We start from the raw sequence: 18,282 nt of genomic DNA, 5'->3' as shown, positions 1-18,282 counted from the left end.
TCAGGGGGTCTGGACGGACGCCACAATGGCGTCAATGATGGCCTCCACCGGCACCTGCTCGGCGACGGCGTCGAAACCCAGGATGAGGCGGTGCCGCAGGACGCGGTGGGCGAGGGACTTAACGTCCTCCGGGATGACGTGGTCCCGGCCGTTCAGCAGCGCAACGGCCCGGGCGGCCTGGGTGAAGGCGATGCTGGCGCGCGGGCTGGCGCCGAATTCTATAAAGCCGGCCAGACGGGGTTCGATGTACTGCCCGGCATTGCGGGTGACAAACACCAGGCCCACGATGTAGTTGATGATGGCCGGGTCGATGTAGATCCGCCGGACCAGGTCCTGCACTCCCACCACGGCATCGAGGGAGGCCGCGGCTGCTGGTTTCTGCTCCACCGTGAAGACGCCGGCGTCAATCCGCCGGAGGATCTCCGTTTCCTCTGCCGGCGACGGATAGTCCAGCACATCCTTGAGCATAAAACGGTCCATCTGCGCCTCCGGCAGCTGGTACGTGCCCTCCTGCTCGATCGGATTCTGGGTGGCGAGCACAAGGAACGGTGCGGGCAGTTTGTATTCCTGGCCCCCAATGGAGGTCTGCCGTTCCTGCATGGCTTCGAGCATGGCGCTTTGGGTCTTGGCGCTGGAGCGGTTGATTTCATCAAGGAGGACGATGTTGGCATGCACGGGGCCCAGCTGAGTGACGAAGGTGCCCTTGGCGGCGTCGTAGATCTGCGTGCCCACGATGTCGCTCGGCAGCAGGTCCGGGGTGCACTGGATCCGGCGGAACTCGGCGCTCACGGCCTCGGCCACGGTCTGGGCGGCGGTGGTTTTCGCCAGGCCCGGAACACTCTCCAAGAGGATGTGCCCGCCGGTCAGGAGGCCCACCAGCAGGGATTCACGCAGCCGTGCCTGCCCCACCACTTTGGCGTCGAAGCTGCGTGAAATATTCGCCACAACCTGCTGTGCACGGGCCAGTTCCGCCGGTTCGATGCGTGCGGGCGCACTGGTCTGAAGCACTGAAATTCCCCCTGATGGTGGTGCCTGATGACGATGGACTGATGGTGTTGCCTGCCGGCTGCACTCCGCCCGCCATCCTATCCAAGCCACCTGCGGATATACCCGCAATGGGGACCCCTCCCCATGGCGGGTCCGCGGGTCTATCCTGTTGCAATGAAGGAGCTTCCAGCCAGTTACCAACTGTTTCTCGCCGACAAAAGCGAGCGGTTTATCCTTGCCGTCAAGCCTGTCCTGCAGCAGTCAGCCGCCGACCAGTCCCATGGCGTCCGGGTCACCTACAACGTAGGTCCCACCGGCCACCAGGCGCATCTCGACGACTCCATCCCCTACGGCGTCATTGTTGAGGACATCGACTGAATGCCTTGCCCGGCCGGGTCAGCCTTTGACTGCTCCCGACAAGGCGAAGGAACTGCCGGCGCCCCTGGCCACAATCACGTAGAGGGCCAGCACCGGTACTGAGTACAGGATGGAAAATGCGGCCAGCTGGCCATATGCCACGGCGCCGTGCTGTCCGAAGAAGCTGAAGATCGATACCGCTGCCGGCTGCCTTGCCTCGGACAGGAGCAGGACGAACGGGACAAAGAAGTTCCCCCAGGCCTGGATGAACACAAAGATGAACACCACGCCCAGCCCTTGGCGCATCAAGGGCAGCACGATGGTCCGCAGCGCCGTCAATCCGGACGCTCCGTCCACCCAGGCCGCCTCTTCCAAGGACACCGGCACCGCGTCCATGAAGTTCTTCATCATCCAGATGGCCATGGGCAGCGTGGTGGTGGCCATAAAGAAGATGGTTGCCGCCATGGAATCCAGGAGGTCCAGCTGCACAAACAGCCCGTAGACCGGGACCATGATGGCGGTGATCGGCAGGCAGGTCCCGAACAGGATGGTGTACATAAACGGCTTGTTGAACCGCGACTGGTACCGCGAGAGCGGGTAGGCAGCCAGGACAGCTGCTATCAGGTTGACGGCCGCGGTCCCGGCAGAGAGCACCATGCTGTTCCACAGCGGCTGGAACAGCAGGCCCGGGGTCATAATCGCAGCGAAATTATCCAGCGAAACCCGGGCGGGAAGCCGTGCCTCGTGACCGGCCGAGACGTCAAGGGAGGCAAGGACCAGCCACAGCAGCGGCAACACAAAGCAGGCGCCGATCAGGATCAGGGCTGCATCCGCCGGCACCCGGGCACGATGCTGCGCGCGCGAAACAGCACCCGCTCCCGCCCGCCGCCGGGCCCCGGGTGACGCCCGCGCCGCCGTCGTCATGCTTTGGACCCGCGGAGCAGCCGCACGTAGGCCGCGCCGAAGACCAGGCCGATAAGGATCAGCACGGATGCGACCGCCGTTCCGTACCCGATATCGCCGAACTTGAAGGCTTCCTGGTACGCCAGCACAGGCAGCGTGGTACTGGCGTTGGCGGGTCCCCCCGCCGTCATGACCCAGATCAGGGTGAACACCGCCAGCGTCTGCAGCGTGATGAGCATCAGGTTCGTAGCGATGCTGCTGCGGATCATGGGGATGGTCACGTAGGCCAGGCGCTGCCAGCCACTGGCGCCGTCCATCAGTGCGGCCTCCGTGACCTCACCGGGAACATCGTCCAGCGCCGCGCGGTACACCAGCATGGAGAACGCGGTGCCGCGCCAGATATTGGCCAGCATGATGGCCACCATCGGGAACGAATACAGCCAGTCAGGCTGCCCGAATCCCAGGCCACCCAGGATCTGGTTCAGGGTGCCGTCGCGGCTGAAGTAGGCGTAAGCGGCGAAGGCTGCCACGATCTCCGGCAGCACCCAGGCAGCTACCACCGCGGTTCCGACAACTGCGGCCACCGGCCGGCGTGCCCGCTTCATCAGCAGCGCGAGGGCAAGTCCCAGCAGGTTTTGCCCCAGGATGGCCGAGCCGCCGACGAAGACGACGGTCAGCACGAGGGACAGCGGGAGAACGGGGTCGGTGATGAGGCGCTGGTAGTTCTCGAGCCCCACCCAGCCCGGACTGCGGGCGTTGCGGCCGGTCAGCGCAGCGTTGGTGAATGACGCGTGGAACGCCCACAGCACGGGCCCGGCCAGGAACACCAGCAGAAGCAGCACGGCCGGCAGGACCGGCAGCAGCCGTGCCTGCCGCCGGACAAGGGGATGAAGCCGGTTTACTGTCCGCAGCCGCTGGGGAGTAGTTGTGGCCACAGGCTACTTCGCGGCGGTTTTGGCGTCACCTACGATGCCTTTCACCGCCGTGTCATAGTCCGCTGCCGCCTGCTCAGGGGATTTCGCCCCGGTGATCACAGCTTCGGTAGCTTCCTGGACCGCTGCCGAGATCCGCGGATAATCTGCCGTGGCCGGGCGGTAGTGGGTGACCGCCACGAGTTCGGACACGTCTTTCACAAAGGGGTTGGCCGCCTGGTAGCCGGAATCCGCGGCGACGTCCTTCCGGACGGCAATCTGGGAACTGGCGATGTTAAACGCCAGTGAGTTCTTCCGGTTCAGGGCTGTGGCCAGGAAGTCGAAGGCCAGGTCCGGTTCCTTGGTTCCGGCCCCGACCGCCAGTGTCCAGCCGCCGGACATGCTGACACCGCCGGGCGCCTGGCCGTTCTGCGTGGGGAACGCTGCCACCCCCATGTCCTCTGCATACCCCGGCCATTCATAGCTGCCGCCCTTCTGCCAGAAGGAGGGCGTGTACGAGCCTTCCACGGTGGCGGCCATCTTGCCCTGCGGGAGCCATTCCCCGAAGACCTTCTTCCACACATTCGCGTCGAGGGCCTCGGCCGGGGAGACGGCCAACTGTTCGTCGTAGAGGGTTTTGAGGAAGGCCAGCGAGTCCGTGAACCCCTGGGAACCCACTACCCATTTCTTGGCGTCGGCGTCGTACAGTTCAGATCCGGTTCCATAGAGCAGTTCGTAGAAGCTCTGCATCACGGTGCCTTCACCGGTGGCCTTTCCGGCGTACATGTTGAAGGGCACCACGCTGGGATCGCTGGCCTTGATTTTCCGCGCTGTATCCAGGATCTCCTGCCAGCTTCGTGGCTCCCACGGGACACTGACGCCCGCAGCGGTGAGGACTTTTTTGTTGTACCAGATGGCCCGGGTGTCCGTGCCCAGCGGGACAGCGTACGTGCCGCCGTCGTCCGCCAGCCCTGCCGCCTTAGCTCCCTCATCGAAGGTGTCCCAGTCCGTCCACCCCTCAAGGTGGCTGTCCAGTTTCAGGAGATAGCCGGCATCAACGTCGGACCGGACCTTGAAGGTGTCCTCGTAGAAGACGTCCGGAGCGGTGGAAGGCGACCGGAGGGCCAGGGCAAGCTTGGTGCCGTAGTCGTCGTCGTTTGCCTGGATGGGTTCCAATGCAACTGTGACCCCTTGGTTGGCGGCCTCAAACTCCTGTTTGGCGGCCTGGAAAAGATTGTCCAGCGCGCTGAAGGAATCGGTCTTTTGGTAAACCACCTTCAGTGTTTTTGCCTCGTCCTGCGGGGCGGCCGGTGAACAGGCTGTCAGCATCAACGCTGTTGCAGCGATGAGGGCGGTGATTTCAAAGACCCGACGACGCATGGTGCTCCATTCAAATCAATGGCTGCCGTCCCCTTTGACTGCGGGCCCCCAGCCGCGGTGATATCCACATGCTAGATGGGGCTCCCGCCACAGGCAAGAAGCCCCCGTTCAGACCTCCAGGAGAAGCCTTTGCGCCCGGGGCGCGAGGGTATGTTCCAGGACCAGGCAGGCAGCACCAATGGCGCCCACGTCCTCACCGACACCTGTGCCGACAACCTCGATGGTATGGATCTGGCGGGCGGCGCTGCTGGCGTCCACCAGGGCCGGGATCTTCTCCAGGTAGCGGTCCGCGATCCGGCTCCAGAAGGGGCCCCCGAATACCACCCGCTCCACATCGAGCGTGTTGGTGACCACGGAAACTGCCCGGGCAACGAGCACGGCAGACTTGTCGATGATGGCCAGGGCCCTGGCGTCTCCGGCATCAGCGAGGTCGCACAACTGCGCGAAGCTCTGCTGCACCTCAGCTCCGCTGGTGTGCTTTCCCGGGCCGTCAAGAATGCCAGCCTCGATGGCCTCAGCCACCAGAACCTGCGGGATGGCCGATGACTTCACGCAGCCCCGCAGGCCGCAGTCACAGGCCGGGCCGTCAGGGTCCACGATGATATGGCCGATCTCGCCGGCGTTCCCCGACGTTCCGCGCACCACTTCGTCGTTGAGCACAATGCCGCAGCCGATGCCGGTGCCCATGTACATAAACACAAAGCTGCCCGCGCCGCTGGGGCCGCCGGCCCACGTTTCGGCCACGGCGGCGCTGGTGACGTCCTTGTCCACGAGGACGGAGTAGCCGGTGGCCTTGCCCAGGGCGTCCCGGAGTTCCACGCGGTCCCAGCCGGGCAGCAGCGGCGGGTCCACCACGGTGCCGTGATCGAGGTCGATCGGCCCGGGAGCGGCGAGGCCCAGGCCGGCGATCCTGCTGGTGTCGACGCCGGACCCGGCGACCAGCTGCTCAATCTCGGTGGCCATGGTTGCGATCACGGCGGCAGGATCGTTCCCGCCGGGTGTTTTGATCCGGGAGTGCTGGACCACGGAGCCCACCAGGTCCAGGACCACGAAGGTTGTCACGGCAGGGTCCAGGTGCACCCCGACCGCATACATGCCCGCCGGGTTGAGCCGGAGCATGGTGCGCGGCTTGCCGGGACCGCTGCCTTCCTTGCCGGCTTCGACAATCAGGTGCTGGTCCAGCAAACGGCGCGAGATATTGGAAATGGTCTGCGGCGAAAGCCCGACGATCTGGGCGAGCTCAACACGGCTGAGGCCACCGGCTGACCGGCGAATGGCATCGAGAATCACTGTGAGGTTAAAGTCCCCCATGCGCGGCAGGTTGGTACCGCGCCGTGGCGCCGAGGGCTGGCGAGTTTCTGGCACGGTCTCCCCTATGGTTAGCGGCCTCGTAGTGATGATGTCTGAATGGTACGTTACCGCCTGACGCACGCCCAGAGCCGGAGGCAGGCCGCGCAGCGGGCCCGTGGCTAGGGGCGCCTGGCGCTGACCGCCACGGTGAATTTCGGGTTGCTGCCCTTGACGGTGGTGGGGCCCACCAGCCGCTCCAGCGCCGGGAGGTACTGAAGGTGGCGGTTGAACACCGTCCACAGTTCACCGCCGGGCGCCAGTACCCTGGCAGCTGCCTCGAAGAGCTTGATCCCGGCGCCGGCATGCATGCTTGCCCCCAGGTGGAACGGCGGATTCAGCAGGACCAGATCGGCACTGGCATCGGGCAAAGTGCTCATGGCGTCATCCTGGAGCGTGGTGATCCTCTCCGCCAGGCCGTTGGCACGTGCGGTGCCCAGCGCCGAGGCGACGGCGGCGGCTGACCGGTCCGTGGCCGTGACGCGTGCTCCGGGGTTCTGGCGGGCATACATGGCAGCCAGGATCCCGGAACCGCAGCCCAGGTCGATGGCATGCCGTGCGGCGGGCATTTCCGGGAGGAACGTCAGCAGGAACCTGGTGCCGATGTCCAGCCTCGCGCCGGCGAACACGGCGCCGTGTACTTCAACATCCAGGTCCAGTTCGGCGATGTGTTCAAGAGTGGAATGCCCGACGGCGGGGTGCCCGGGGCTGCCCTCCCGGACCGCTCCGGCGGCGATGAGGAGCCTGGACTTCTGCCGCGCCAACTGCGGCCGGACATCCTGGAAGTGGCGCTCCAGCACCGCATTCATCCCCATCGACATGTGCTTGATGCGTCCACCGGCAAGGAGCACAACATCCGGGGCGGCGTGCCGGGCCACGGCAGCGGCGATTTCTTCGAGTTCCGCCAGGGTCCGGGGAAGCTGCAGCAGCACGGTCTGTGCACCGGCGAGCAGCTCCGCCCCCAGCGGCAACTGCTCAAAGCCTGCCAGCCCCAGGGCACCGGCATTGTTCTGCAGGGCCCGTTCTCCCGTGATGAGGTCCTCATGCACGCGGACCCGCCGGACTCCGAGCGTGCCCAGCGCGCCGAGGGTCAGGGCGCCGTAACGGTCGCCGATCACCGCCAGGCTGCTGTCCGGACCCACGCGGCCGGCTGCGGCTTCAAGCAGGAGCCTGTCCGTTGCGTCCCAAGCCTGAAGGTTGGGCGCTTCGACGTCCGGGTACCGCCTGAGCATGCCGAAGATGTCTTCAAGGCTGTTCTCTGCCACGTGGTTCCTGCCGTCGTTGTTCTGGTTGATGTGTGTTTGTGGTGCGCTGCTTGGCGGGCGTTCAGGGCTGCAGCGCGGGGAGCTTGAGGATGGCGGCCACGGCCGCCCGGCCCGCCCGGTTGGCGCCGATGGTGGACGACGACGGGCCGTAGCCCACCAGGTGCACGCGCGGTTCGGCTGCCACCTGGGTGCCGTCCATGGCGATTCCGCCGCCGGGACCGCGGAGGTGCAACGGCGCGAGGTGTTCCAGCTCGGCCCGGAACCCCGTGGCCGACAGGATGACGTCCGCCCGGAGCAGGCTGCCATCGGTGAGCCGGACGCCGTCGGGCTCGATGGCTGTGAACATGGGCCGACGCTCAAGCGCCCCGCGCTTTTCTGCCGCGCGCAGGGCGGGAGTCCGGATGAGCCCGGTCACCGCCACAACACTCTGCGGCGGCAGTCCCTGCCGCACGCGTTCTTCCACGAGGGCAACGGCGTTGTGCCCGGCCTGGGCGTCGAACGTCGCGTCCCGCCAGTCCGGTTCGCGCCGTGTGAACCAGCTCGTGGTGGTGACCTGCGAGATCTCGTCCAGCAGCCCGACAGCGGAAATACCGCCGCCGACAACGATGACGTGCAGCCCGCGGAACTCCTCAGCTGAGACGTAGTCGGCCACGTGCAGCTGCCGGCCCAGGAAAGTGGAGCGGCCCGGGTAGATGGGCCAGAACGGCCGGGTCCAGGTGCCGGTGGCGTTGATGACGGCCTTCGCGGACCACCCGCCGCGGTCGGAACTGACGCGCAGGTTTCCGGCCGGATCCGTATCTTCCCTGGCAACGGAGCTGACTTTGACCGGTCGAAAGACCTCGATCCCGACTTCGCGCTCGTAGCCGCCGAAGTACCTGCTCAGGAATTCAGAGCTGGGTTCGGCGGGGTCCACGTCGGGCTTCGCGATTCCGGGAAGGTCGCTGATGCCGTTGACCGTTGCCATCACCAGGCTTTTCCAGCGATGCCGCCACGCACCGCCCGGGCCCTGCTCTGCGTCGAGTACCGTGTATTCAAGTCCCCGGCGCTGCAGATGGTAGGCGGCCGACAGGCCCGCCTGCCCCGCGCCGATGACCACAACATCGGTGCTTGCGTCTTTCATGGTTTGCCTGCCGGTTCCGCTAGACCTTCTTCACCACGGAGGATTTGAGCTGCATGGGCCCCACACCGTCCACTTTGCAGTCGATGTCATGATCGCCCACGCCGTCCATCAGCCTGATGCCACGCACCTTGGTCCCCACCTTGATGACGCTGGAGCTGCCCTTGATTTTCAGGTCCTTGATCACCGTGACAGTGTCGCCGTCAGCGAGCACGTTGCCCACGGCATCCTTGATCACCCGCGGTCCGGCCTCTTCCGCTTCCGCGGCTGATTCGGCTGACCACTCGTGGCCGCACTCGGGGCACACCAGGAGTGCACCCATCTCATACGCGTAGGTACTGGCACACTCGGGGCACGGCGGCAGGGACTCATTCACTCCCCCATGATAATCGGGGCGGTGCACTGACAGGGGCGCGCCGCCGTCGTACTGTTGGGCCATACCGGTAGAAAGGCGCAGACCATGGCAAGAGACAACGGAGCAGCATCGCTGCTGGCCAAAGCGTTGGGAATCGTCCTGGGGACGTCCGGAATCCCGCTCCGGCTGCGCGCATGGGACGGTTCCGAGGCAGGTCCGCCCAACGCGCCCATCCTTGAGTTCAGGTCGCGCCGGGCGCTGCGCCGGATCCTGTGGTCGCCCGGGCAGCTGGGGCTGAGCCGGGCGTACGTGGCCGGGGACATCGATGCGCCGGGTGACATCTTTGAGGCCTTCACAGCGCTGAGCTCAGCAGGCAAGTTTTCCGAACCCGGCCCATTCCGGCCCCTGACCCCGCGCGAACTGGGCACGTTGGTCAGTGCGGCCGTCCGGCTGGGAGCCTTGGGCCCTAACCCCGCGCCGCCGCCGGAGGAGGCAAGAGTCGCCCGAAAGGGCCGGCTTCATACGCGGCGGCGGGACGCTGCGGCGATCTCGCACCATTACGACGTCGGCAACGACTTTTATGCCCTCGTGCTGGGCGGGTCGATGGTCTACTCGTGCGCCGTGTGGGACGAAGGTTCCTCCGCTGACAACATCGGGCTTGCGGCCGGACTGGACGGAGCCCAGACGGCCAAGCTGGACCTGGTCTGCCGGAAGCTTGGCCTCAAACCCGGGATGAGGGTCCTGGACGTGGGCTGCGGCTGGGGCAGCTTTGCCCTGCATGCCGCACAGCAGTACGGCGTCACAGTGGTGGGCGTAACCCTGTCCGCGGAGCAGGCAGTGCATGCCCGAAAGCGGGCGGCGGATGCCGGGCTGACGGAGAACATCGATATTCGCGTCCAGGATTACCGGGACATCTCCGACGGACCCTTCGATGCGATCAGCTCCATAGGCATGTCCGAACACGTCGGCCGGGAACAGACGCCCCGCTACGTGGAGACGCTGCATGGGCTGCTCCGTCCGGGTGGCCGGCTGCTCAACCACGCCATCTCCTGGAACGCAGGACGCACCAAGCCTGACCCGGACTCGTTTATTCCGCGCTACGTGTTCCCGGACGGCGAGATGCTCAGCCTCGGCGAGATGGTCACCGCACTGGAATCCGGCGGATTCGAGGTACTGGACGTCGAGGCGCTGCGCCGGCACTACGCCCTGACCCTTCGCGCGTGGGTGCGCCGGCTGGAGACGAACTGGGACGAAACCGTCAGGCTGACCAGCCTGGGGCGGGCGAGGGTCTGGCGGCTGTACATGGCATCGAGCGCCCTGGGCTTTGAAACCGGCCTTACGGGCGTGAACCAGATCCTGGTGCAGCGTGCCGGCGGGGGCCCGCCGCCGCTGCGCCGAACGGACTGGATCTAGAACGCTGGTGACGGGCAGCCGGATTTGCGGCTGCAGCCACAGTAGCCGGCTAGCCAAAAGAGCCGGCAAACCAGAAGAGCCACCCCGCGGGGTGGCTCTTTTGGGTGGACACTGTGTCCTGTTTGGTGGAGCTGAGGGGACTCGAACCCCTGACCCCCTGCATGCCATGCAGGTGCGCTACCAGCTGCGCCACAGCCCCGGACCTTCGCCGCTCCGGTGATCTCCGAAGCAACTCAAATATCTTAGATCACCGTTTCCGAAAATTCCAAATCGGGCATATTCGGGACCGTGAGGGCCTCTTATTCGCTTTCAGCAGCGGCCGAAGCCTTGGCTGAAGCGTCGTCGGCAAGCTGCAGGTCAACGACGGGGCAGTCCTTCCAGAGGCGCTCCAGGGCGTAGAAGACGCGGTCCTCTTCATGCTGGACGTGGATGACGATGTCCGAGTAGTCAAGCAGCACCCAGCGTCCGCCGGAACGGCCCTCGCGGCGGACGGGACGGAGGTCCTGCTTGGAGAGTTCTTCCTCGATGCCGTCCACAATCGCGTTGACCTGGCGTTCGCTGGGCGCTGAGGCGATGAGGAAGACGTCCGCCAGGGCAAGGCGTTCGCTCACGTCGAGCGCCACGATATCGTGGGCGATCTTGTCCGCAGCGGCCTTGGCGGCGTGGCGGGCTATGGCGATGGATGAATCTGATGCAGTCACGGGACTCCTTGTAGTTTTCTAAAGCTTCGTAAAGGGGGCGCAGCCGGTCAGCGGGGCATGCCGCTGGCGATGAGGATGACGCCGGAAATGAGGGCCACGATCCCGAAGGCCAGGACCAGGACCTGCATGAGCCTGAGCCGGTTGGCGCGGGCCAGCCCTGCCGTGGCCGCATCCAGCGGTTCCAGGCCATGGGCGGACCGGGCCGGGATGCGGGGCAGGTCCGCGAAGAGGTCGTCAGACTCCCCCGCCCGGGCGTCCGGGGCAGCGGGAATTATTCGCTTGGGCTCGGTGGCGGCACGGGCGGCGGCTTCGGCCCGGGCGATGACCCGGGAACGGCCTGCCGGAGCGCCAGGAGCAGCAGCCGACTGCCTGGACGCGGCGGACTGCCGGCGGTTTTTGGCACCCGGCCGGACTTTGACTCCCGGCTGGGTCTGAACCGGTACGTAGGACGTTGCCGGGGGCTTCATCACCGGCCTGTCGACGCCGGGTACCTGGACAAATTCAAGCGGTGTCACCATGGCGAGGTTGTCAGCGGTGGCCGGCCCTGACTGGCCTTTTGCCGGCTGTGCGCTTACGGGCTTTGCACTTACAGGCCTGGCGCTTACGGGCTTCGGGTTTGCCGGCTGCACGCTTACAGGCTTTGCGCTTGCCTGCTGTGCGGCTACGGCCTGCGGCGGTGTGCCCCGGACGGCCGGGGCCTGCGATGCAGGTGGTGCGGCTTGCTCGGCCAGCTTCTGCTTGGCCATGGCCCGGCGGTTCAGGACAGCAGCCCGCTCGGCAAGCGCGATCTGTTCGGCCAGGATGTCCGGGTCCACGGCTTCGGGGTCGAGGGAGGCGATATGCTCCATCTTGGCCAGCTGGTTCTTGGCCTGCTCGGCAATTAGGGTGCGGGCCGCGAGTGCCTGCTCCACGCTCATGCCCTCCGGAATGCCCGGACCCTTGCCGGATCCTGCGGGCGCCGGTTTGGCGATCGCCGGGGACCCGACGGGGCCGGAGGGACCGGCGGATCCAGGAAGCGGCTTGCCCATCGGGGCAGGAATCGGCTGGCCCGTGGAGGAAAGCGGCTGCCCCATCGGGGCAGGAACCGGCTTGCCCGTGGATAGCAGCGGCTTGCCCATCGGGGCCGGAATGATGGGGTTGGCCGACGTGACAGCCTGTTCTTTAAGCTGCTGGAGCCGCAACTGCCTGCGCGTGGGAGGGCCGCCGGCAGAAAGCTGCCCTTCCTTCTCCTCAAGTTCCTTAATGGTGCGCAGTGCGGCACGGTCGCGGGCACGGATCTGCGAGGACCGCTGGGCCTGGGACTGTTCCGGGACAGAGTCCACGGGGGCGTCGGCTGCTCGCCGTTGTTTTGAGGCAGGCGAAACCTGGCCCGGGCCCGTCGGGCCGGTAGCCGGCTTCTCATCTCTGGCCTGCCGCAATTCGCGGCGGCTGCGGACGGGGGGCTGTTCCTGACTCATTGAGAACTCATTCAGTACTGGCTGGCTCGTCTGTTTCGGTTGTTCGGACATCTTTGGGCTGTGTTCCCTCGGCGTACAGTCCGTATTTGGCGATGTACTGCACCACACCGTCCGGCACGAGGTACCAGACGGGGTTGTTCCCGGCGACCCGCGCACGGCAGTCGGTAGAGGAAATGGCCATGGCAGGCACCTCCAGAAGGCTGACGTCTTCCCGGCCCATGCCGTCGAGAACGTGCCCGGGACGGGTCACACCGACAAAATGCGCCAGCGACCACAACTCGTCGATGTCTTTCCAGGACAGGATCTGCGCCAGGGCATCGGCACCGGTGATAAAGAACAGGTCGGCATCCGGACGCTGGGTCCGGAGGTCGCGCAAGGTATCAATGGTATACGTGGGACCCGGCCGGTCAATATCCACCCGGCTCACGGTGAAGCGCGGGTTTGATGCCGTGGCGATCACCGTCATCAGATAGCGATGCTCGGGCTCGCTGACATGCTTGTGCGTTTTTTGCCACGGCTGCCCGGTAGGGACAAACACCACTTCATCCAGGCCGAACTTGTCAGCCACTTCGCTTGCTGCCACGAGGTGGCCGTGGTGGATGGGATCGAACGTCCCACCCATCACGCCCAGCCGCAGCCGCCTTTGCGCACCGCGGTTCAGAACACGGGAAATGTTAGTGGCCCTGGCCGTGATCGTGCTTGTTGGGGTGCTGGCGGTGCGGATCAGCGTGTTCTTCCGTGGCCGTGTGCCGGTTGCCCAGGTTGGAGTAGGACAGCGTGACGAACATCATGGCCAGCAGGATGGCAAACATGACGATCCCGAAAACCCACGGATCGGCCCAGAGCGGGGCAAGTTCGTGTTCTTCGCCTTCTGCGGCAACGGTCATGGCGATCTGCTGGAGCAGCATTTTCTCCCCTAGGGTTCAAGGATGTGGCAGCGGATCTTCCCGCCGTTCCGGACTTCTGTCTATGTTACCGCGTTGCTACCCGCGGACTTGGCCCTCGCCCTGCACGATCCACTTTGTGGTGGTGAGCTCGGTCAGGCCCATCGGGCCGCGGGCGTGCAGTTTCTGCGTGGAGATGCCCACTTCGGCACCGAGTCCCAGCTCTCCGCCGTCGGTAAAGCGTGTGGAGGCGTTGACGATCACGGCAGCCGAATCCACCTCGGCGATGAACCGCTCCGCGTTGGCTAGGTCATTGGTGAGGATGGCTTCGGTGTGGCCGGTGGACCACGTGCGGATGTGCCTGACGGCGTCATCCAGGCTGTCCACCATAGCCACAGCCAGGTCGAGGTCCATGTACTCCGTTGCCCAGTCCTCGTCCGAGGCTGGAGTGGATTCGATGGAGGAAGGCAGTGCGGCGCGGATCCGCTCGTCGGCGTGCAGCGTGACACCGGCGCCACGAAGCGCGGCGGCAACGGCTGGCAGGACGGTGGACCGGGAGTGGACCAGGAGCGTCTCTACGGTGTTGCAGACGCTTGGCCGCTGGGTCTTGGCATTCAGGAGGATCTCCACCGCCATGTCCTCGGAAGCGGATTCGTCAATGAAGATATGCACGTTGCCTTCACCCGTTTCGATGACCGGCACGGCCGCGTTCAACACTACGGACTGGATCAGGTCCCGGCCGCCCCGGGGAATCAGGACATCCACCCGCCCGCGGGCTCGCATCAGGGCGTTGGCACCTTCACGGCCGTACTGGTCCACCGTCTGCACGGCATCGGCGGGCAGGCCCACGCTGTCCAGGGCGTCCCGGAGAACCTGGACAAGGGCCTCGTTCGTGGCTGCCGCGGCGGTACCGCCGCGGAGGATAACGGCGTTTCCGCTCTTCAGTGCGAGGCCGGCAATATCTACTGTGACGTTGGGGCGGGCCTCGTAGATGGCGGCCACCACACCCATGGGCACGTTGACCTGGCGCAGGCGCAGGCCGTTGGGCAGGGTCTGGCCGCGGACCACATTGCCCACGGGGTCCGGCAGGTTGGCGAGGTTCTCCAGGGCATCCACGAGTCCGGTAATCCGGGCGTCAGTCAGTGTAAGGCGGTCCAGCATGGCCGCGGACGTGCCGTTGGCCTTGCCGGCCGCTACGTCCTTGGCATTGGCTGCGAGGATGAGGCGCTTTTGTTCCAGCAGGGCGGCCCCGATGGCACGCAGGCCACGGTCCTTCCACGCCCGGTTTGCCCGCGACATACGCCGGGCGGCGTGCCTGGAGCGGTCCGCGATGGCATGGACAGCGGCCTCCACATCCTGCGGCGACTGCGGCACTCCCGTCTCCGGCGAGGTCAGCTCCGGCTCCACGGTGGCAGCGGAAACTGCGGTGTTGTCGCCGGAAGTCGCAGCAGTGGTGTGGGTCAGTGCCTCAGTCATGATCCAAGTTTAGGCGAGTTGCGGGCTCAGACCAGCACCAGGTCATCAACGTGAACAACTTCACGGTCGTAGCCGCGGCCCAGTGCCTTGCCCAGTTCCTTGGTGGACCGGCCCAGCATCTGGGGCAGTTCAGCCGCGGAGTAGTTGACCAGTCCCCGGGCAATGACGGTGCCGTCGGCACTGACCATCTCGACGGCGTCGCCGGCCTCGAAATCGCCGTCCACGGCGGAGATGCCGGCCGGGAGCAGCGAGGTGCGGCGGTGGCGCACTGCCTTGACGGCGCCGTCGTCGAGAATCAGTTTGCCGTGGACGGAGGCCAGGTGCGCGAGCCAGAGCAGGCGCACGGGTTTGCGTGCCCCGTTGACGGTGAACCAGGTGCCTACGTCCTCGCCGGCCAGCGCGGCTGCTGCGTTGGCGGTGGAGGTGACCAGCGCATGGATGCCGGAGCCGGCCGCAATCGTTGCGGCTTCCACCTTGGTGGTCATGCCGCCGGTGCCCACCCCGGCTTTCCCGGCCTTGCCGATGATGACGCCGTCGAGGTCGTGCGGACCTTCCACGAGGGGAATCCGCTTGGCACCGTGCGACGGCGGACCGTCGTAGAGGGAGTCGACGTCGGAGAGCAGCACCAGCGCGTCAGCACGGACCAGGTGCGCCACAAGGGCCGCCAGGCGGTCGTTGTCCCCGAAGCGGATCTCGTGGGTGGCCACGGTGTCGTTTTCGTTGACTACCGGGACCACGCCGAGGTTGAGGAGGCGGTCCAAGGCGCGGAAGGCATTGGTGTGCTGGCTGCGGCGCATCAGGTCGTCCGCCGTGAGCAGCACCTGGCTGACCGTCACGCCGTGCGCGCCGAACGCCTGGGTGTACCGGGCCATCAGCAGGCCCTGCCCCACGCTGGCCGCGGCCTGCTGCGTGGCCAGGTCCCGGGGCCGCTTGGCCAGGCCAAGCGGTGCCAGGCCTGCCGCGATGGCGCCGGAGGACACCAGGATAATCTCCGCACCGGCGTTGCGCTTAGTGGCAAGGGCATCGGCCAGGGCGGTGAGCGCTTCCTCGGAGATACCGCCCTTGATGCTGGTGAGCGACGACGAACCGACCTTAACAACGATCCTGCGGGCATGCGCGAGCACGCTGCGGTCCGCGGTCCGCGGGTGCGGCACCGCGGTGGCGGCGCTACTGGTCATCGTCTGCGCCCAGTCCACTCTCCTTGAGCGGCTTGGCAACCCGGCGGCTGCTGACCGATTCCGTCCAGATCCCGGCCTTGCGCTCTGCTTCGAGCTCGGCGCGGGCGGCTGCCTTGGCATCCTTGCGTTCCTGCTGCTCTTCGCGCTTCTGCCCGCGGGTGGGGCGGTCGCCGATATCCGCAAAGCGGACGTCGGTGCCGCGGGGGGCAGCGAGCAGTTCCGCACCGGCCATCATGGTGGGCTCCCAGTCGAAGACCACGCCGTCGTCCTCGCCGATCACCACGGTGTCGCCCGGCTTGGCGCCCTGCTTGAAGAGTTCGTTTTCCACACCCAGCTTGGCGAGCCGGTCCGCGAGGTAGCCAATGGCTTCCTCGTTGGTGAAGTCGGTCTGCTTGACCCAGCGCACGGGCTTGTCGCCGAGGACCCGGAACAGCGGTTCGAGGTTCTTTTCCTCGCGGCGGATCTTGAAGCCGGACTCGTTCACGGCACGGGGCCGCAGGACAGGCGGCTGGACCTTCGGCGGGGCAGCCGCAAGGGCGTCGCGGGCGGCCTGGACGATTTCCGCCATGGCAAAGCCCAGCTGGCGGAGGCCCTCGTGGCTGGTGGCAGAGATCTCGAAGACCCGGTAGCCGCGTGATTCCAGTTCGGGGCGGACGAATTCGGCCATGTCCTTGCCGTCCGGCAGGTCCACCTTGTTCAGGGCGACGAGGCGCGGCCGGTGGTTCAGGGGTACAACCTCGCCGTCCTGGCCTGCGTAGCTCATGTCCACGGCGTACTTTTCCAGTTCAGCTTCGATGATGGCAAGGTCCGAAAGCGGGTCGCGGTCTGCTTCGAGGGTGCCGCAGTCAAGCACGTGCACCAGCGCGGCACAGCGCTCCACGTGGCGCAGGAAGTGGTGGCCCAGGCCCTTGCCTTCGCTGGCACCTTCAATGAGGCCGGGAACGTCAGCGATGGTGAAACGGACGTCGCCGGCCTGGACAACGCCAAGGTTGGGGATCAGCGTGGTGAACGGGTAATCGGCAATCTTGGGCCTGGCAGCGGACATTGCCGCGATCAGGCTGGACTTGCCGGCAGAGGGGAAACCCACCAGGGCAATGTCTGCAATGGACTTCAGTTCCAGCACGATGTCAGCGGCGTCACCCTCGATGCCCAGCAGGGCAAAGCCCGGGGCACGGCGCTTCTGCGAGGACAGTGAGGCGTTGCCGAGGCCGCCCTGGCCGCCGGCGGCTGCTACGTATTCGGCGCCTTCGCCGACGAGGTCGGCAAGGACGGTTCCGTCCTTGGCCTTGACCACGGTGCCGTCCGGGACCGGCAGGATCAGGGTTTCGCCGCTTTTGCCGCCGCGCCAGTCACCCATGCCCGGGCCGCCGTTGGTGGCGTGCCGGTGCGGGGCGTGGTGGTAGTCCAGCAGTGTGGTGGTCTGGTGGTCAACGCGGAGGATGACGTCGCCGCCGTCACCGCCGTTGCCGCCGTCGGGACCGCCGAGAGGCTTGAACTTCTCCCGGTGCACGGAGACACAGCCGTGGCCGCCGGTACCGCCGGATACATGCAGTACTACCCGGTCTACAAAGCTCGCCACGTGGATCTCCTCAGTGCTGTTTCCTGGACGCCCTAGGCGCCAAGATGATTGTAATGCGGTTAAAAGAACAGTGGAGCGGACCAAATGGCCCGCCCCACCGCTTCAGAACTATGAGTTACTCTGCAGCTGCAGCAGCAACGATGTTGACGACGCGGCGACCGCGGCGGGTGCCGAACTCGACAGCTCCCGGGGTCAGTGCGAACAGGGTGTCGTCTCCGCCACGGCCAACGCCGGCGCCCGGGTGGAAGTGGGTGCCGCGCTGGCGGACGATGATCTCGCCAGCGGAAACTACCTGGCCGCCGAAGCGCTTGACGCCGAGGTACTGGGCGTTGGAGTCACGACCGTTGCGAGTGGAACTCGCGCCTTTTTTATGTGCCATTTGAAATGCCTGCCTCTAAATTCTGGGGAATCTGCTGAAAACCTGAACAGTAACGAAGGTTACTTGATACCAGTGATCTTGACCTTGGTCAGTTCCTGACGGTGACCCTGGCGCTTCTTGTAACCGGTCTTGTTCTTGAACTTCTGGATGACGATCTTCGGACCACGGAGGTCATCGAGGATCTCAGCCGTAACAGTTACCTTGGCCAGGTCCGCAGCGGCGGAGGTGACCTTGTCACCGTCTACCAGGAGCAGTGCGGGCAGCTGAATGGTGCTGCCGGCTCCACCGGGGACGCGGTTCATGGTAACGAAGTCTCCAACGGAAACCTTCTCTTGCCGGCCGCCTGCGCGGACAATCGCGTACACCACTTGGGAACTCACTTCTCTCGACGTTTATTACTAGATTTGCGTGCGGAACCTGGGCCAATGTTTGACTGGGTTCCCGCTGTGCCTCAACGCCGTGGGGTCGTAACCCAAGTGTTGGCGTAAGCACCGAAGATCTAGAATACGCTAATTTCGCCTTCGGCCGCAAATGAGGCTGGTTACGGCCGTTTGACTGTGATAGGTCCCACTGGTGGGAACAACACTGACAAT

General features: G+C 65.8%; 19 protein-coding genes and 1 tRNA gene. 2 read left to right on the top strand and 18 right to left on the bottom strand.

Annotated features, from left to right (window positions below):
• Window positions 1–1,008, bottom strand: coding sequence for an AAA family ATPase (locus GUV69_RS02425; RefSeq protein WP_164199393.1), 1,008 nt, complete (start codon window positions 1,006–1,008; stop codon window positions 1–3).
• Window positions 1,009–1,161: 153 nt separating this feature from the next.
• Here GUV69_RS02425 and GUV69_RS02420 point away from each other — a divergent pair, with 153 nt between their 5' ends.
• Complete coding sequence (locus GUV69_RS02420; RefSeq protein WP_164199391.1) at window positions 1,162–1,365, top strand: hypothetical protein; 204 nt, start codon at window positions 1,162–1,164, stop codon at window positions 1,363–1,365.
• 18 nt (window positions 1,366–1,383) lie between these two features.
• Here the strand turns inward: GUV69_RS02420 and GUV69_RS02415 are convergent, their stop codons facing one another.
• The 7 genes from GUV69_RS02415 to GUV69_RS02385 all read right to left on the bottom strand — a co-directional run bounded on the left by GUV69_RS02415 (window position 1,384) and on the right by GUV69_RS02385 (window position 8,643).
• Window positions 1,384–2,268, bottom strand: a complete 885-nt coding sequence (locus GUV69_RS02415; protein ID WP_164199389.1) for a carbohydrate ABC transporter permease — start codon at window positions 2,266–2,268, stop codon at window positions 1,384–1,386.
• Window positions 2,265–3,182 (bottom strand): carbohydrate ABC transporter permease, encoded by a 918-nt coding sequence (locus tag GUV69_RS02410; RefSeq protein WP_431197090.1) that lies wholly within the window; start codon window positions 3,180–3,182, stop codon window positions 2,265–2,267. Before GUV69_RS02410 ends, GUV69_RS02415 begins: the two co-directional genes overlap by 4 nt.
• 3 nt (window positions 3,183–3,185) lie before the next feature.
• Complete coding sequence (locus tag GUV69_RS02405; RefSeq protein ID WP_164199387.1) at window positions 3,186–4,538, bottom strand: extracellular solute-binding protein; 1,353 nt, start codon at window positions 4,536–4,538, stop codon at window positions 3,186–3,188.
• A 108-nt stretch (window positions 4,539–4,646) separates the two neighbouring features.
• Window positions 4,647–5,849: an ROK family transcriptional regulator gene (locus tag GUV69_RS02400; RefSeq protein WP_164199385.1), complete on the bottom strand. Its 1,203-nt coding sequence runs from the start codon at window positions 5,847–5,849 to the stop codon at window positions 4,647–4,649.
• Between the two features lie 158 nt (window positions 5,850–6,007).
• The gene (locus tag GUV69_RS02395) at window positions 6,008–7,150 is read right to left on the bottom strand and encodes a class I SAM-dependent methyltransferase (RefSeq protein ID WP_244292592.1); all 1,143 of its coding nucleotides are present in this window, start codon (window positions 7,148–7,150) and stop codon (window positions 6,008–6,010) included.
• Between the two features lie 61 nt (window positions 7,151–7,211).
• The gene (locus GUV69_RS02390; RefSeq protein WP_164199383.1) at window positions 7,212–8,270 is read right to left on the bottom strand and encodes an FAD-dependent oxidoreductase; all 1,059 of its coding nucleotides are present in this window, start codon (window positions 8,268–8,270) and stop codon (window positions 7,212–7,214) included.
• A 19-nt stretch (window positions 8,271–8,289) separates the two neighbouring features.
• On the bottom strand, window positions 8,290–8,643 hold the full coding sequence (locus tag GUV69_RS02385; RefSeq protein ID WP_223883685.1) for a zinc ribbon domain-containing protein YjdM: 354 nt from the start codon (window positions 8,641–8,643) through the stop codon (window positions 8,290–8,292).
• An 84-nt stretch (window positions 8,644–8,727) separates the two neighbouring features.
• Here GUV69_RS02385 and GUV69_RS02380 point away from each other — a divergent pair, with 84 nt between their 5' ends.
• Entirely contained in the window at window positions 8,728–10,035 is a 1,308-nt protein-coding gene (locus GUV69_RS02380; RefSeq protein ID WP_164199379.1) for an SAM-dependent methyltransferase, read from the top strand.
• Window positions 10,036–10,158: 123 nt separating this feature from the next.
• On the opposite strand, the gene GUV69_RS02375 is transcribed toward GUV69_RS02380, so the two are convergent.
• The 10 genes from GUV69_RS02375 to rplU form a co-directional block, all read right to left on the bottom strand.
• Window positions 10,159–10,234: transfer RNA gene (locus tag GUV69_RS02375), tRNA-Ala, on the bottom strand.
• Between the two features lie 100 nt (window positions 10,235–10,334).
• Window positions 10,335–10,736, bottom strand: a complete 402-nt coding sequence (gene rsfS / locus GUV69_RS02370; RefSeq protein ID WP_164199377.1) for a ribosome silencing factor — start codon at window positions 10,734–10,736, stop codon at window positions 10,335–10,337.
• A 47-nt stretch (window positions 10,737–10,783) separates the two neighbouring features.
• A complete protein-coding gene (locus GUV69_RS02365) occupies window positions 10,784–12,193 on the bottom strand; it encodes a hypothetical protein (protein WP_164199375.1) in 1,410 nt (469 codons plus the stop codon).
• Between the two features lie 7 nt (window positions 12,194–12,200).
• Window positions 12,201–12,830, bottom strand: coding sequence for a nicotinate-nucleotide adenylyltransferase (nadD, locus tag GUV69_RS02360; protein WP_255527092.1), 630 nt, complete (start codon window positions 12,828–12,830; stop codon window positions 12,201–12,203).
• A gap of 37 nt (window positions 12,831–12,867) precedes the next feature.
• Window positions 12,868–13,101, bottom strand: a complete 234-nt coding sequence (locus tag GUV69_RS02355; RefSeq protein WP_164199373.1) for a hypothetical protein — start codon at window positions 13,099–13,101, stop codon at window positions 12,868–12,870.
• A gap of 75 nt (window positions 13,102–13,176) precedes the next feature.
• A complete protein-coding gene (locus tag GUV69_RS02350; protein ID WP_164199371.1) occupies window positions 13,177–14,553 on the bottom strand; it encodes a glutamate-5-semialdehyde dehydrogenase in 1,377 nt (458 codons plus the stop codon).
• Window positions 14,554–14,579: 26 nt separating this feature from the next.
• On the bottom strand, window positions 14,580–15,731 hold the full coding sequence (gene proB, locus GUV69_RS02345) for a glutamate 5-kinase (RefSeq protein ID WP_164199368.1): 1,152 nt from the start codon (window positions 15,729–15,731) through the stop codon (window positions 14,580–14,582).
• Complete coding sequence (gene obgE / locus GUV69_RS02340; protein ID WP_164199366.1) at window positions 15,721–17,310, bottom strand: GTPase ObgE; 1,590 nt, start codon at window positions 17,308–17,310, stop codon at window positions 15,721–15,723. Before obgE ends, proB begins: the two co-directional genes overlap by 11 nt.
• Before the next feature lie 115 nt (window positions 17,311–17,425).
• Window positions 17,426–17,689: a 50S ribosomal protein L27 gene (gene rpmA, locus GUV69_RS02335; protein WP_009372867.1), complete on the bottom strand. Its 264-nt coding sequence runs from the start codon at window positions 17,687–17,689 to the stop codon at window positions 17,426–17,428.
• A gap of 59 nt (window positions 17,690–17,748) precedes the next feature.
• A complete protein-coding gene (rplU, locus tag GUV69_RS02330) occupies window positions 17,749–18,057 on the bottom strand; it encodes a 50S ribosomal protein L21 (RefSeq protein WP_164206145.1) in 309 nt (102 codons plus the stop codon).
• Between the last annotated feature and the right edge of the window lie 225 nt (window positions 18,058–18,282).

Source organism: [Micrococcus luteus] ATCC 49442 (assembly GCF_010367585.1).
Taxonomy (GTDB): Bacteria; Actinomycetota; Actinomycetes; order Actinomycetales; family Micrococcaceae; genus Arthrobacter; species Arthrobacter luteus_A.
Note: the sequence above shows the minus strand (reverse complement) of the source record. Positions and strands in the feature narration are given on the sequence as shown.

Excerpts from the sequence above, each read along its gene's own strand:
- proB (WP_164199368.1), bottom strand. The coding sequence starts at position 15,731 with ATGACCAGTAGCGCCGCCACCGCGGTGCCGCACCCGCGGACCGCGGAC.
- GUV69_RS02415 (WP_164199389.1), bottom strand. The coding sequence starts at position 2,268 with ATGACGACGGCGGCGCGGGCGTCACCCGGGGCCCGGCGGCGGGCGGGA.
- GUV69_RS02355 (WP_164199373.1), bottom strand. The coding sequence starts at position 13,101 with ATGCTGCTCCAGCAGATCGCCATGACCGTTGCCGCAGAAGGCGAAGAA.
- GUV69_RS02405 (WP_164199387.1), bottom strand. The coding sequence starts at position 4,538 with ATGCGTCGTCGGGTCTTTGAAATCACCGCCCTCATCGCTGCAACAGCG.
- GUV69_RS02390 (WP_164199383.1), bottom strand. The coding sequence starts at position 8,270 with ATGAAAGACGCAAGCACCGATGTTGTGGTCATCGGCGCGGGGCAGGCG.
- GUV69_RS02420 (WP_164199391.1), top strand. The coding sequence starts at position 1,162 with ATGAAGGAGCTTCCAGCCAGTTACCAACTGTTTCTCGCCGACAAAAGC.
- GUV69_RS02400 (WP_164199385.1), bottom strand. The coding sequence starts at position 5,849 with ATGGGGGACTTTAACCTCACAGTGATTCTCGATGCCATTCGCCGGTCA.
- GUV69_RS02365 (WP_164199375.1), bottom strand. The coding sequence starts at position 12,193 with ATGAGTCAGGAACAGCCCCCCGTCCGCAGCCGCCGCGAATTGCGGCAG.
- rpmA (WP_009372867.1), bottom strand. The coding sequence starts at position 17,689 with ATGGCACATAAAAAAGGCGCGAGTTCCACTCGCAACGGTCGTGACTCC.
- GUV69_RS02350 (WP_164199371.1), bottom strand. The coding sequence starts at position 14,553 with ATGACTGAGGCACTGACCCACACCACTGCTGCGACTTCCGGCGACAAC.
- GUV69_RS02380 (WP_164199379.1), top strand. The coding sequence starts at position 8,728 with ATGGCAAGAGACAACGGAGCAGCATCGCTGCTGGCCAAAGCGTTGGGA.